Source organism: Streptomyces sp. NPDC048392 (assembly GCF_043200575.1).
GTDB lineage: Bacteria > Actinomycetota > Actinomycetes > Streptomycetales > Streptomycetaceae > Streptomyces.
On sequence record NZ_JBICYB010000011.1, the window covers coordinates 17,439 to 30,932 of the forward strand.

General features: G+C 68.4%; 12 protein-coding genes. 6 read left to right on the forward strand and 6 right to left on the reverse strand.

Annotated elements, in window-relative coordinates; all coding sequences use genetic code 11:
- Window positions 1–32 precede the first annotated feature (32 nt).
- The 6 genes from gyrB to dnaA all read right to left on the reverse strand — a co-directional run bounded on the left by gyrB (window position 33) and on the right by dnaA (window position 9,320).
- Window positions 33–2,093, reverse strand: coding sequence for a DNA topoisomerase (ATP-hydrolyzing) subunit B (gyrB, locus tag ACGFYH_RS17030; RefSeq protein ID WP_393803922.1), 2,061 nt, complete (start codon window positions 2,091–2,093; stop codon window positions 33–35).
- Window positions 2,094–2,527: 434 nt separating this feature from the next.
- Window positions 2,528–3,094: a DUF721 domain-containing protein gene (locus ACGFYH_RS17035; protein WP_393803923.1), complete on the reverse strand. Its 567-nt coding sequence runs from the start codon at window positions 3,092–3,094 to the stop codon at window positions 2,528–2,530.
- A complete protein-coding gene (gene recF / locus ACGFYH_RS17040) occupies window positions 3,091–4,212 on the reverse strand; it encodes a DNA replication/repair protein RecF (RefSeq protein WP_393803924.1) in 1,122 nt (373 codons plus the stop codon). Before recF ends, ACGFYH_RS17035 begins: the two co-directional genes overlap by 4 nt.
- Before the next feature lie 35 nt (window positions 4,213–4,247).
- Window positions 4,248–5,123, reverse strand: coding sequence for a phosphogluconate dehydrogenase (NAD(+)-dependent, decarboxylating) (gene gnd, locus ACGFYH_RS17045; protein ID WP_393803925.1), 876 nt, complete (start codon window positions 5,121–5,123; stop codon window positions 4,248–4,250).
- 206 nt (window positions 5,124–5,329) lie between these two features.
- Window positions 5,330–6,460: a DNA polymerase III subunit beta gene (dnaN, locus tag ACGFYH_RS17050; protein WP_393804074.1), complete on the reverse strand. Its 1,131-nt coding sequence runs from the start codon at window positions 6,458–6,460 to the stop codon at window positions 5,330–5,332.
- 892 nt (window positions 6,461–7,352) lie between these two features.
- On the reverse strand, window positions 7,353–9,320 hold the full coding sequence (dnaA, locus tag ACGFYH_RS17055; RefSeq protein WP_393803926.1) for a chromosomal replication initiator protein DnaA: 1,968 nt from the start codon (window positions 9,318–9,320) through the stop codon (window positions 7,353–7,355).
- A gap of 376 nt (window positions 9,321–9,696) precedes the next feature.
- On the opposite strand from dnaA, the gene rpmH reads away from it, so the two are divergent.
- From rpmH to rsmG, 6 genes are all read left to right on the forward strand, one after another.
- Window positions 9,697–9,834: a 50S ribosomal protein L34 gene (rpmH, locus tag ACGFYH_RS17060; RefSeq protein WP_003975051.1), complete on the forward strand. Its 138-nt coding sequence runs from the start codon at window positions 9,697–9,699 to the stop codon at window positions 9,832–9,834.
- A gap of 21 nt (window positions 9,835–9,855) precedes the next feature.
- On the forward strand, window positions 9,856–10,227 hold the full coding sequence (gene rnpA / locus ACGFYH_RS17065; protein ID WP_393803927.1) for a ribonuclease P protein component: 372 nt from the start codon (window positions 9,856–9,858) through the stop codon (window positions 10,225–10,227).
- Window positions 10,224–10,598 carry a membrane protein insertion efficiency factor YidD gene (gene yidD / locus ACGFYH_RS17070; RefSeq protein WP_393803928.1) on the forward strand — a complete coding sequence of 125 codons (375 nt, stop codon included), beginning with the start codon at window positions 10,224–10,226 and terminating at the stop codon, window positions 10,596–10,598. Before rnpA ends, yidD begins: the two co-directional genes overlap by 4 nt.
- Before the next feature lie 3 nt (window positions 10,599–10,601).
- Window positions 10,602–11,885, forward strand: a complete 1,284-nt coding sequence (yidC, locus tag ACGFYH_RS17075; protein ID WP_393803929.1) for a membrane protein insertase YidC — start codon at window positions 10,602–10,604, stop codon at window positions 11,883–11,885.
- Between the two features lie 15 nt (window positions 11,886–11,900).
- Window positions 11,901–12,413, forward strand: a complete 513-nt coding sequence (locus ACGFYH_RS17080; RefSeq protein WP_393803930.1) for a protein jag — start codon at window positions 11,901–11,903, stop codon at window positions 12,411–12,413.
- A gap of 124 nt (window positions 12,414–12,537) precedes the next feature.
- Window positions 12,538–13,257 (forward strand): 16S rRNA (guanine(527)-N(7))-methyltransferase RsmG, encoded by a 720-nt coding sequence (gene rsmG, locus ACGFYH_RS17085; RefSeq protein WP_393803931.1) that lies wholly within the window; start codon window positions 12,538–12,540, stop codon window positions 13,255–13,257.
- Window positions 13,258–13,494 lie beyond the last annotated feature (237 nt).

The window sequence follows — 13,494 nt, forward strand, 5'->3', positions numbered from 1 at the left end:
GGTCCTTCCTGGTGCGGTCAGCCGAGACCGACTCAGATGTCGAGGAAGCGGACGTCCTTGGCGTTGCGCTGGATGAACGCGCGCCGTGCCTCGACGTCCTCGCCCATCAGCACCGAGAACAGGTCGTCGGCCTGCGCGGCGTCGTCGAGCGTGACCTGGCCGAGCACACGGTGCTCCTGGTCCATGGTCGTGATGCGCAGTTCCTCGGCGTTCATCTCGCCAAGGCCCTTGAAGCGCTGCACCGAGTCGTCGCGGACGCGCTTGCCGGCGTTGCGGCCCATCTCGATCAGCGCGTCACGCTCGCGGTCGGAGTACGCGTACTCGAAGTCGTCCCGGCCCCACTTGATCTTGTAGAGCGGCGGACGGGAGAGGTACACGTGCCCGGACTCGACCAGCGGCCGCATGAAGCGGAACAGGAAGGTCAGCAGCAGGGTGCTGATGTGCTGGCCGTCGACGTCGGCGTCCGCCATCAGGATGATCTTGTGATAGCGGAGCTTCTCGATGTCGAAGTCCTCGTGCACGCCCGTACCGAACGCGGAGATCATCGCCTGGATCTCCTGGTTCTGCAGGATCCGGTCGATGCGCGCCTTCTCGACGTTGAGGATCTTGCCGCGGATCGGGAGGATCGCCTGGTACTGCGGATTCCGGCCGGACTTGGCCGAACCGCCGGCGGAGTCTCCCTCGACGATGAAGATCTCGCACTTGGTCGGGTCGTTCGACTGGCAGTCGGACAGCTTGCCCGGCAGCGAGGCCGACTCCAGCAGACCCTTGCGACGGGTCAGGTCCCGGGCCTTGCGGGCCGCCACGCGCGCGGTGGCCGCCTGGATGCCCTTGCGGATGATGTCCGCGGCCTCGTTCGGATTGCGGTCGAGCCAGTCGGTCAGGTGCTCGTAGACGACCTTCTGGACGAAGGTCTTCACCTCGGTGTTGCCCAGCTTCGTCTTGGTCTGGCCCTCGAACTGGGGCTCGCTCAGCTTCACCGAGATGATCGCGGTCAGGCCCTCGCGGATGTCGTCACCCGTGAGGTTGTCGTCCTTCTCCCGCAGCATCCTCTTGTCGCGCGCGTACTTGTTGATCAGCGAGGTGAGCGCCGCGCGGAAGCCCTCCTCGTGCGTACCGCCCTCGTGCGTGTGGATGATGTTGGCGAACGAGTACACACCCTCGGTGTAGCCGCCGTTCCACTGCATCGCGATCTCGAGGGACAGGCTCCTGTCCCGGTCCTCGGCCTCCAGGTCGATCACGGTGGGGTGCACCAGCTCTCCCTTGCGGGAGTTGAGGTACTTCACGAAGTCGACGATGCCGCCCTCGTAGTGGTACGCGACGCTCTTGACCTCGTGCTTCTCGTCCTCGCCCGCCTCGTCCGCACCGGCGGTGGCCTTCGCCGACTCGCGCTCGTCGGTGAGGTTGATCTTCAGGCCCTTGTTGAGGAAGGCCATCTCCTGGAAGCGCCGGGAGAGCGTCTCGAAGGAGTAGTCGGTGGTCTCGAAGATGTCGCCGTCGGCCCAGAAGGTGACCGACGTGCCGGTCTCCTCGGTGGCCTCGTGCCGGGCGAGCGGTGCCGTGGGGACGCCCAGTTTGTATTCCTGCGTCCAGCGGTGGCCGTCGGTCCTGACCTCCACCGCGACCCTCGACGAGAGGGCGTTGACCACGGAGACACCCACGCCGTGCAGACCACCGGAGACCGCGTAGCCGCCGCCGCCGAACTTGCCGCCCGCGTGCAGCACGGTCAGCACGACCTCCAGCGCGGGCTTCCCCTCGGAGGGGACGATGCCCACCGGGATGCCACGGCCGTTGTCGACGACCCGGACGCCGCCGTCGGCGAGGATCGTGACGTCGATCGTGTCCGCGTGGCCGGCCAGCGCCTCGTCGACGGAGTTGTCCACAACCTCCTGCACCAGGTGGTGCAGGCCGCGTTCACCGGTGGAGCCGATGTACATACCGGGTCGCTTGCGGACCGCGTCCAGACCCTCGAGGACGGTGATGGCACTGGCGTCGTACGAGGCGGAGACCTCGACGTGCGAGATGCTCACCGCGTCGTTCACGCCGGTGTCGGTGGACGGGTTGTTCTCGTTGGGGTTGCCGGAATCGGCCACGAAGCGCCCTTTCTGGCACAGCACGAGCCGGGCTCGTCGGCAGGTTGCCGGAGCGGCTGCGGCATGTTGCGTTGGTAAGCCTTGATCAGCGTTGCTCAGCTAGTCCCGGACGGTCCCCATGTTCGGGGCGGGATTCCTTCCCATTCTACCGGTACCACTGACACTGATGGGGGTTTGCCGGTACCTGAGTCCGCATGTGCCGCCCTGAACGAGGCTCGTCCGACTCCCGATATACGGATGGGGGCCTCAAGAGGCTCACAACGGCACTCAGCGCTTCGAGGCGTCAACCCTTGGCTACTTGGGAGTCAGATAGCGACACGCCACCGCGCACGGCGATACGGCGCAGCGCGCGCCGACGGTTCACACCGACCGTCGGCACCTGTTTTTGTGAGGTACATCACGCAGTCCTGACGGGGCGCCAGATCGCCCGCAGGTCACCCGTAGGTGTCGCCCGGGCCCTGACTGCCGGGCGCCCGCAACGGCCCGTACCGCCGGCCCGGACCGCCCGGACCACCGGGTCCCAACACCTTGATCATCCGCACCGACCCGTGCCCCAGGTCCTCGTTGAGGCGGGCCACCAGGGTCGGAGCGAGCAGCCGCAGATTCGTCGCCCAGGCCGTCGAGTCACAGCGGACGACGAGCACCCGCTCGTCCTCGTCGTACCGCTCCGGCACACAGTGCTTCGCCACGTCCTCACCGACGATCTGCGGCCAGCGGCCCATCACCCCGCCCACCGCGGCAGGCGTCTCCCAGCCGCGCTCGGTGATCAGCCGGTTGATCGCCGAACCCAGCGCCATGGGGTCACGGCCGTCGGCCCGCGCCCCGGAACGCAGACCACCACGCCGCGCCTGCCTCTTCTGCTGGACCGCGTCCCCCCGCGCGCGCGCCGCTTCTCGTGCCGCCCTGAGGGCCACCCGCGCGAGATCGACACCGGACGGCTCCGGACCGCCCTTGTCCCGGCTGCCGGAAGGCTTCTCGGGGCCCGGCGCGTCCGCGCTCATACGCGCCCCACCGTCCCCTCCGCCACCGTGTACCGCGCCCCCGCCAGCACGGGCGGCACGTCGTCGTCGACCGCGGCGGTCACCAGCACCTGCTCGCCGGGCGCCACCAGCTCGGCCAGCCGCTCCCGGCGCCGCGCGTCCAGCTCGGCGAAGACGTCGTCCAGCACCAGCACCGGCTCGTTGCCCTCCGCCCGCAGCAGGTCGAACGACGCCAGCCGCAGCGCCAGCGCGTACGACCACGACTCGCCGTGGGAGGCATAGCCCTTGGCGGGCAGCGAGCCCAGTTTCAGCAGCAGGTCGTCCCGGTGCGGCCCCACCAGGGTGACGCCCCGCTCGATCTCCTGCTTGCGCGCCTCGGCGAACGCCGCCATCAGCTGCCCGTACAGGTCCTCGCGCGTGTGCGCCTCGCCGGGCGCCGACGGCTTGTACTCCAGGGCGACCGGGCCGCCCCCCGGGGCCAGTTGCTCGTACGCCTTGTCGGCCAGCGGCTGCAGGGCGGCGATCAGGCCGAGACGCCGGGCGAGCAGCTCGGCGCCCACGCGCGCGAGGTGCTGGTCCCAGACGTCCAGCGTGGACAGGTCCATCGTGCGGCCGCCGTGCCGGCGGGCGAGCGCGGCCGACTTCAGCAGGGTGTTGCGCTGCTTGAGGACCCGGTCGTAGTCGGAGCGCACCCCGGCCATCCGCGGGGAGCGGGCGGTGATCAGCTCGTCCAGGAAACGGCGCCGCTCACCGGGATCGCCCTTCACCAGCGCGAGATCCTCGGGCGCGAACAGGACGGTGCGCACGATACCGAGCACGTCACGCGGCCTGACCTGCGAGGACCTGTTGATGCGGGCGCGGTTGGCGCGGCCCGGGTTCAGCTCGAGCTCGATCAGCTGCTGCCGCTCGCCCTGCCGGACCTGCGCCCGGATCACCGCTCGCTCGGCGCCCACGCGCACCAGCGGGGCGTCGGAGGAGACCCGGTGGCTGCCGAGGGTGGCGAGGTAGCCGACCGCCTCGACGAGGTTCGTCTTGCCCTGCCCGTTGGGGCCCACGAAGGCGGTGACGCCCGGGTCCAGGGGCACCTCGACCCGGGCGTACGAACGGAAGTCGGCCAGCGACAGATGCGTGACGTGCATGGTCGTTCGCCGACCTCCCAACCTTCGGGTGCTGCTTACTTCTTCTCGACCGCGTGGCCACCGAACTGGTTGCGCAGCGCGGCGACCATCTTCATCTGCGGCGAGTCGTCCTGGCGGGACGCGAACCGCGCGAAGAGGGACGCCGTGATCGCGGGCAGCGGCACCGCGTTGTCGATCGCCGCCTCCACGGTCCAGCGTCCCTCACCGGAGTCCTGTGCATAACCCCGGAGCCCGTCCAGGTGCTCGTCGTCGTCGAGCGCGCCGACGGCCAGGTCCAGCAGCCAGGAGCGGATCACCGTGCCCTCCTGCCAGGAACGGAAGACCTCGCGGACGTTGTCCACGGAGTCCACCTTCTCCAGCAGCTCCCAGCCCTCGGCGTAGGCCTGCATCATCGCGTACTCGATGCCGTTGTGGACCATCTTCGCGAAGTGGCCCGCACCGACCTTGCCGGCGTGCACGGCGCCGAAGTCGCCCTCCGGCTTGAGGGCGTCGAAGACCGGCTGCACCCGGGCGACGTGCCCGGCGTCGCCGCCGTACATCAGCGCGTAGCCGTTCTCCAGGCCCCAGACGCCGCCCGAGACGCCGCAGTCGACGAAGCCTATGCCCTTGGCGGCCAGCTCCCCGGCGTGCTTCTCGTCGTCCGTCCAGCGGGAGTTGCCGCCGTCCACGACGACGTCGCCGGGCTCCAGCAGCTCACCGAGCCGGTCGACGGTGGCCTGGGTGGCCTCGCCGGCCGGGACCATCACCCAGACCACGCGCGGGGCGCTGAGCTTGCCCACGAGCTCTTCCAGACTGTGGACATCGGCGAGGTCCGGATTGCGGTCGTATCCGACGACGGTGTGGCCCGCGCGGCGGATCCGCTCGCGCATGTTGCCGCCCATCTTGCCGAGGCCGACGAGACCGAGCTCCATCAGTTGCGTTCCTTAGGTGTGCGAGGTGGCAAGGCGGCACCTCCGTACCCGCCGGATGTGCCGCGGCACTTTCGTACCCGCCTCCGAGCCTAAACCCGGACGCCCGTGCACAGCTGTGGGCATACGCGCTCAGACGTACGCCCTCACCTGCGGATTCGTCCCCACCCTGTGGACAGCGCCGATGGTGCGCCGTGCGACTGCGCCGCTCAGCCGCTCAGCCGCACCGGCATGATCAGGTACTTGTAGGCCTCGTCCGCCTCGGCGTCCACCGCGGGCCTGCCGCTGAGCAGCGCGGGCTTCGTGGACGTCGTGAAGGACAGCTGGGCCACCGGGGAGTCGATGGCGCTCAGGCCGTCCAGCAGGAAGGTCGGGTTGAAGGCGATCGAGATGTCGTCGCCCTCCAGTTGGGCGTCGACCCTTTCCACAGCCTGTGCGTCGTCGCTGGAGCCGGCCTCCAGGATGAGCACACCCTGCTCGAAGCTGAGCCGCACCGGGGTGTTGCGCTCGGCGACCAGGGCCACGCGCTTGACGGCCTCCACGAAGGGGGCGGTCTCGATCACGGCGACGCTGTTGAACTCGGTCGGGAACAGCGTCTTGTACTTCGGGAGGTCGCCCTCCAGCAGACGTGTCGTCGTCCGGCGGCCCGCGCCCTCGAAACCGATCAGGCCCTCGCCCGCACCTGAACCGGACAGCGCCAGGATCACCTGGTCACCGCTGGTCAGCGCCTTGGCGGTGTCCTGGAGCGTCTTGGCCGGCACCAGGGCGACCGCGGAGACCTCCGGATTCTCCGGCTTCCACAGGAACTCGCGGACCGCGAAGCGGTAGCGGTCGGTGGAGGCCAGCGTCACCGAGTCGCCCTCGATCTCGATGCGCACACCGGTGAGGACGGGCAGCGTGTCGTCGCGGCCCGCGGCGATGGCCACCTGCTGCACGGCCGAGGCGAAGACCTCGCCGGGGACGGTGCCCGTCGCCTCCGGCATCTGCGGCAGCGCCGGATACTCCTCCACCGGCAGGGTGTGGAGGGTGAACCGCGAGGAACCGCAGACCACCGTCGCCCGTACACCGTCTGTGGAAATCTCCACCGGCCGGTTGGGGAGGGCGCGGGAGATGTCCGCGAGGAGGCGGCCGGAGACCAGGACCGTGCCTTCCTCCTCCACCTCCGCCTCCACCGACACCCGTGCCGAGACCTCGTAGTCGAAGCTGGACAGGCTCAGCTGCCCCTCCTCGGCCTTCAGCAGCAGGCCCGCGAGGACCGGCGCCGGCGGACGGGCCGGGAGGCTGCGAGCCGCCCAGGCCACTGCCTCCGCGAGTACGTCGCGTTCCACCCGGATCTTCACTGTTGCCGCCTCCTGCTGTTGCCGGCGCTGCTCGCTCTGCCTGGCCTTCGTCGTCTGAGTCGGTGTCGTCGGTCCCATGAGGGGCAGAACACCGGGGACCAGTCTGACGCACCCCACTGACAGTAGGTGCCGTTCGGGGTCAAGTCGTGACGAGGGGCGGTCGGGCTCGAGAGGGCGAGTTGTGCACAGGACCCGCTTCTAAACGAATTCCGCACTCTCTCTAGTTGCTAGTAGTAGTAGGGCCTGTGGATACCGTGGATAACCTCGTTTGCCCAGGTCAGGGCAGGTATTTTGTCCACCGGTCCTGTGGGCGGAGCCGGTGGACAACCCGGCGCATCTGTGGAGAACAGAAAGTTCTGCACACTCCGTGCACAGGAGAGGGCGACTTCTCCCCAGCGCCGTCCCCAGCTTTCCCCACGTTTCCCACAGGCCGGCCAGTCACCTTGATGTGACGCCTTTCACTCGACGCGGTGACAGGGCGCGTCACGTTGCCGAACAGTGGACAGACATGTGGAGAAGCTGGAGATCGCTGGGGACAACCCGCTCCAGCCTGTGGGTTGCCCGTGGACAACTGGATGCACAGCCTGTGGATCATTTCTTTGTCCACAGCCTGTGGAGATCGTTCGTCCACGAATCCACAGGGAGCTGAACTGCCCTGATGATTCCTCACCACCCTGGCCTGTGGACAGGATCGGGACAACTTCCCAGTCCCCAAGGTGTGGACGGAAAAAAGTTGCCCAATCTGTGGAGGACGGCCGTAACCCGGCAGGTATTCGAACAGCGCTGTGGACCGCGGCGGGACGAAGCGAGGCCGCCGCACGACCCCGCGGACACGCGAAGGGCGCCCCCAGGGTGTCCGGGGGCGCCCTTCGCGGCCGGTGCCGCGCGGCCGTCAGCCGTTCTTGATGCGGTTGGTCAGCTCGGTCACCTGGTTGTAGATGGAGCGCCGCTCGGCCATCAGATTGCGGATCTTGCGGTCGGCGTGCATCACCGTGGTGTGGTCCCGGCCGCCGAACAGCGCGCCGATCTTCGGCAGTGAGAGGTCCGTCAGTTCACGGCACAGGTACATGGCGATCTGCCGTGCCGTCACCAGCGCGCGCCCGCGCGAGGTGCCGCACAGGTCCTCGACGGTGAGGCCGAAGTAGTCCGCGGTCGCGCCCATGATGGCCGTGGAGGTGATCTCGGGCGCCGAGTCCTCGCCGCCCGGGATCAGGTCCTTGAGGACGATCTCCGTCAGGCCCAGGTCGACGGGTTGCCGGTTGAGCGACGCGAACGCCGTGACCCGGATCAGCGCGCCCTCCAGCTCGCGGATGTTGCGCGAGATCCGCGAGGCGATGAACTCCAGCACCTCCGGCGGGGCGTTGAGCTGCTCCTGCACCGCCTTCTTGCGCAGGATCGCGATGCGCGTCTCCAGCTCCGGCGGCTGGACGTCGGTGATCAGCCCCCACTCGAAGCGGTTGCGGAGCCGGTCCTCCAGCGTCACCAGCTGCTTGGGCGGCCGGTCGCTGGAGAGCACGATCTGCTTGTTGGCGTTGTGGAGGGTGTTGAAGGTGTGGAAGAACTCCTCCTGCGTCGACTCCTTGTCCGCGAGGAACTGGATGTCGTCGACGAGCAGGATGTCCATCTCGCGGTAGCGCTTGCGGAAGCTGTCGCCCTTGCCGTCGCGGATGGAGTTGATGAACTCGTTGGTGAACTCCTCCGAACTCACGTAACGCACGCGCGTGCCCGGGTAGAGGCTGCGCGCGTAGTGCCCGATGGCGTGCAGCAGGTGGGTCTTGCCCAGACCCGACTCGCCATAGATGAAGAGGGGGTTGTACGCCTTGGCCGGCGCCTCGGCGACAGCGACCGCCGCCGCGTGGGCGAAGCGGTTGGAGGCACCGATGACGAAGGTGTCGAAGAGGTACTTCGGATTGAGACGCGCGGTCGGTTCGCCCGGGCCGGTCGCAGGCGCGGGCTGTGCGGCCAGCGGGCCGGGCGCCCCGGTGGCGGGCCCGGGGCCGACGGGACCGCCGCGGTGGACGTGTCCCGATCCGGTCGGGGGCTCGGGCAGGTCCCGGCGTGGCCCGCGCTGGTCGTAGTCCCCTCGCGGCTGCTGGTCGTAGTCTCCCCGGGACTGCTCGTAGTCGCTGCGGGGCTTGTCGTAGTCGCCGCGATGTTTGTCGTACTTACCCCGGGACTGCTCGTAGTCGCCGCGCTGGGAGTCGTACGACGGGCGCTCCGGGGGCTTCGGGCGGTAGTCCTGTTGCTGGTACGAGTCGTGGGAGTACTGCGACGACTCCTGGCCGTACGGCTCCTGCGGCGGGGACGCGTAGGGGTCCCGCTCCGGGAAGCCGAGGCGCTGCTGCTGCCAGCCGTAGTCGTCCTGCTGTGCCGGGCGGGGCCAGGAGCCGGGCTCGGGACGCTGGTATTCCCGCGGGTAGGCGGGACGGGTGGTGGGGAGCTGGTCGGCGCGGTTGCGGCCGTATCCCTCGTACTCGTCGCGGTATTCGTCACGGCCCTGGCCGGGGGCGGGGAGCTCGGACTCCTCGTAGCGGGGCTGGTGCCGTGAGGGTGGTGCCTGCGGAGGGGGGCCGGCGGGGTCGCCCGCGGTGTCGTCGACGGTGATCGCGATGCGGATCGGGCGGCCGCATTCGCGGGTCAGTGTCTCGCTGACGACCGGGGCGAGACGGCCCTCCAGTACGCCCTTCGCGAATTCGTTCGGCACTGCGAGCAGAGCGGTGTCGGCGACCAGCGCGAGCGGCTGGCAGCGCCGGATCCAGTGCTCGTCCTTCGACTCGACGCCTTCCCCGCGGCCCTCTCCGAGAAGTTGCTCCAATACGCGTGGCCACACTGCGGCAAGATCGGCAGGTACGTCAGCCACAGGGCACGCTCTCTCACGAGTCCCTCGAAGGTGTGATCCGGGGACGGGTCGGGATGAAACTCGGGTGGGGCGGGGGCAAGGGAACGAATCGGAGTCCGGTCACGGTAGTCAGCGCGACCGGTAGGGTTCAAGTTGTTGTCCCCAGCCTGTGGACAAGTGTCTCCCGGTCGACGCTGGTTTGACCGAATGGCGCAGCGCCACGTACCGTGACCAGGTCGAGTTGTCGATGGCTGCTGCCGCCTGCCTCCGATGGGCACAGGTCACGTCCAAGGTGATCGAAAAGCGGTGCACTCGGGCGTAACGCGAGCTACTCGTGGGCGCACGGTGACAGCCAGGACGGCACCCCGCCAACCCCGATTCTTTCTGGAGCCCCCGAGTGAGCAAGCGCACCTTCCAGCCGAACAACCGCCGCCGCGCGAAGACCCACGGTTTCCGGCTGCGTATGCGTACCCGCGCCGGCCGCGCCATTCTCGCGACCCGCCGCAGCAAGGGCCGCGCCCGCCTGTCCGCCTGATTCCGGTCAGGTCATGACATCGTGCTGCCCACCGAGAACCGGCTGAGGCGGCGCGAGGACTTCGCGACCGCGGTACGACGAGGCCGCCGGGCCGGCCGTCCGGCCCTTGTCGTCCATCTACGAAGCGGTTCCACGGACCCGCACGCGCCTGGGGAGAGCGCTTCCCCGACACGTGCGGGTTTCGTCGTGAGCAGAGCGGTGGGTGGCGCGGTGGTGCGCAACAAGGTGAAGCGCAGGCTTCGCCATCTGATGCGCGACCGGATCGACCTGTTGCCCCCCGGTAGCCTGGTAGTCGTACGAGCGCTGCCCGGTGCGGGTGACGCCGACCATGCACAGCTGGCCCGAGACCTGGACGCCGCCCTGGCGCGGCTACTGGGAGGGGGCGCGCGATGAAGTACCCGCTGCTGGCTCTGATCAAGCTCTACCAGTGGACGATCAGTCCGCTGCTGGGACCGGTGTGCAAGTACTACCCGTCGTGTTCCCACTACGGCTACACGGCCATCGACCGGCACGGAGCCATCAAGGGCACGGCGCTCACCGCCTGGCGCATCCTGCGGTGCAATCCGTGGTCGCTGGGCGGTGTGGACCATGTTCCGCCGCGCAAGCGTCCGCGGTGGCACGAAATGCTGCGTGCCGCCTGGCGGGCACGGAAGGGCGGGACCTCCGCCGCCGAACCGGCCACCGAAGGACGGCCCGCCCACACGAGCTCGTCCGATTCTTCGAGCCCGGCCGCAGAGACCTCGCCCCATGCCCAAGGAGCATGATTAGTGGACACGATTGCCAGCCTTTTCAGCTTTATCACCTGGCCCGTCTCCTGGGTCATCGTCCAGTTCCACACGGTGTACGGGGCGATCTTCGGACCTGACACCGGATGGGCCTGGGGCCTGTCCATCGTGTCCCTGGTGATCCTCATCCGTATCTGCCTGATCCCGCTCTTCGTGAAGCAGATCAAGGCGACGCGTGGGATGCAGACGCTCCAGCCGGAGATGAAGAAGATCCAGGAGCGCTACAAGAACGACAAGCAGCGTCAGTCCGAAGAGATGATGAAGCTGTACAAGGAGACGGGTACCAACCCGCTCTCCTCGTGCCTTCCCATCCTGGCGCAGTCCCCGTTCTTCTTCGCCCTGTACCACGTGCTCAACGCCATCGCGTCGGGCGACACCATCGGCGTGATCAACAAGAGCCTGCTGGAGAGCGCGCAGAAGGCTCACATCGTCGGTGCCCCGCTGGCCGCGAAGTTCACCGACGGTTCCTCCAAGGTGGAGGCCCTCGGTGCCTCGCTGACCGACGTCCGGGTCGTCACCGCGATCATGATCGTGCTGATGTCGGCGTCGCAGTTCTTCACCCAGCGCCAGCTGATGACCAAGAACGTCGACACCTCGGTGAAGACGCCGTTCATGCAGCAGCAGAAGATGCTGATGTACGTCTTCCCGGTCATGTTCGCCGTCTTCGGCATCAACTTTCCCGTCGGTGTCCTCGTCTACTGGCTGACCACGAACGTGTGGACCATGGGCCAGCAGATGTACGTCATCCGCAACAACCCGACGCCGGGTTCCAAGGCGCAGGCCGCCTACCTGGAGCGCTTGCACAAGAGCGTCACCGAGCACGGCAAGACCCGCAGCCGGGGCGAGAAGGTCATCGTGAAGGCCATCGTCGCCAAGGGGCGGGAGCGCAACGAGGCCGAGCGGAAGTTCATCAACGGTCTGAACAAGGCGGGCATGGCGGCTCAGGCCGACGGCAACGTGGTGAAGAACGACGCCGCTGTCGCCGAGCAGAGCGCGGACGGTTCGACCGTGACGACCACGGTCCAGCCCAAGCGTCAGCAGCCGAAGCGCCAGAGCAAGTCCCAGCGCCAGGCCAGGACCGTCGGTGAGTCCGAGCCGAAGACCTCGCTGACCAAGTCGGACGATCCGCAGGACGGCAAGCAGGAGGACAAGCCTGCCGCCGCTGCCAAGAAGCCGGCTCAGAAGTCCGGCGGCGGTGGCCGCAGCAAGGCCCAGTCCGGGCAGCGCAAGGGCCCGCAGCGGCCCAAGTCCCCGTCCAAGAAGTAAGAAGGAGTCCATCCCGTGACGGAAGGCACCACCTCCGCCGCTGCCGAGGGTGCAGACACCCTCACCCGCCTCGAGCAGGAGGGTGACATCGCCGCGGACTACCTGGAGGGTCTGCTCGACATCGCCGACCTCGACGGCGACATCGACATGGACGTCGAGGCCGACCGTGCCTCCGTCTCGATCATCAGCGACAGCAACAGCCGGGATCTGCAGAAGCTGGTCGGCCGGGACGGCGAGGTGCTGGAGGCTCTGCAGGAGCTCACGCGCCTGGCTGTGCACCGGGAAACCGGTGACCGCAGCCGGCTGATGCTCGACATCGCGGGCTACCGGGCCAACAAGCGGGCCGAGCTGTCCGAGCTGGGCGCCAAGGCCGCGGCCGAGGTCAGGAGCAGCGGCGAGTCCGTGCGGCTGAAGCCGATGACGCCCTTCGAGCGCAAGGTCGTGCACGACGCGATCAAGGCCGCAGGGCTGCGCAGTGAGTCCGAGGGCGAGGAGCCGGAGCGCTGCGTCGTCGTGCTTCCCGCCTGATCGGTTCCCTCGTTCCCCGGCCCCGTCTGTTGCGCAGGCGGGGCCGAATTTTGTCAGCCTGATAGTTCTGGTGGTTCTGGTACCGGCGCCCGGCGCGTCGGTACCGTACGGAAGGACGGTCCCCGTGTCGGAGGCAGCGGAGCTTCCCCCTGTACCCGAACAGGCACATGACGTGTTCGGTGATCGCTACGCGGACGCGGTCCGCTACGCGGAACTGCTCGCCGAGGCGGGCGTGAAGCGCGGTCTGATCGGTCCGCGCGAAGTCCCCCGTCTCTGGGAGCGGCATCTGCTGAACTGCGCGGTGCTTTCGGAGGTCGTCCCCGAGGGCGTGACGGTGTGCGACGTCGGCTCGGGCGCAGGGCTGCCCGGTATCCCGCTGGCCCTGGTGCGGGACGACCTGAAGATCACTCTCCTGGAGCCGCTGCTGCGCCGTACGAACTTCCTGACCGAGGTCGTGGAACTGCTGGGCCTGGACCATGTCACCGTTGTGCGTGGCCGGGCTGAGGAGGTCATGGGCAAGATGCCGCCGGTACACGTGGTGACGGCCCGCGCCGTTGCTCCGCTGGACCGCCTCGCCACTTGGGGAATTCCGCTACTACGCCCGTACGGCGAGATGCTCGCACTCAAGGGCGACACGGCCGAGGAGGAGCTGAAGGCCGCGACCGCGGCGTTGAGCAAACTCGGCGCCGCAAAGACGTCCGTCCTTCACGTCGGAGAGGGTGTCGTGGACCCCATGTCCACCGTGGTGCGGGTTGAGGTCGGCGAAAGTCCCGGGGGTGTGCGCTTTGCCGCCAAGCGGGCCAAGGCGGCTCGGACCGGGCGGACCCGTCGGCGTCGCGGATAGCGTCACGCCTGGTTGCGGCGACCGTGACGGCCCTCAGTCGTTCTGATGGCCCTTGAGGGCTGGCCGTACTCCACACAAGCTGCCCTACCTCCGCACACCGGAGTGTCGCGGCAGTTCGCCACCGGCTGCTGTGCATCGTGTTTCACGTGAAACGTCGCTCACTGCTGCACGGCATCATCAGTCGCGGCCGCGCCGCGGCCGATCCCCGTGACCGAAAGCCTCTCGGGTCGCTCGGAG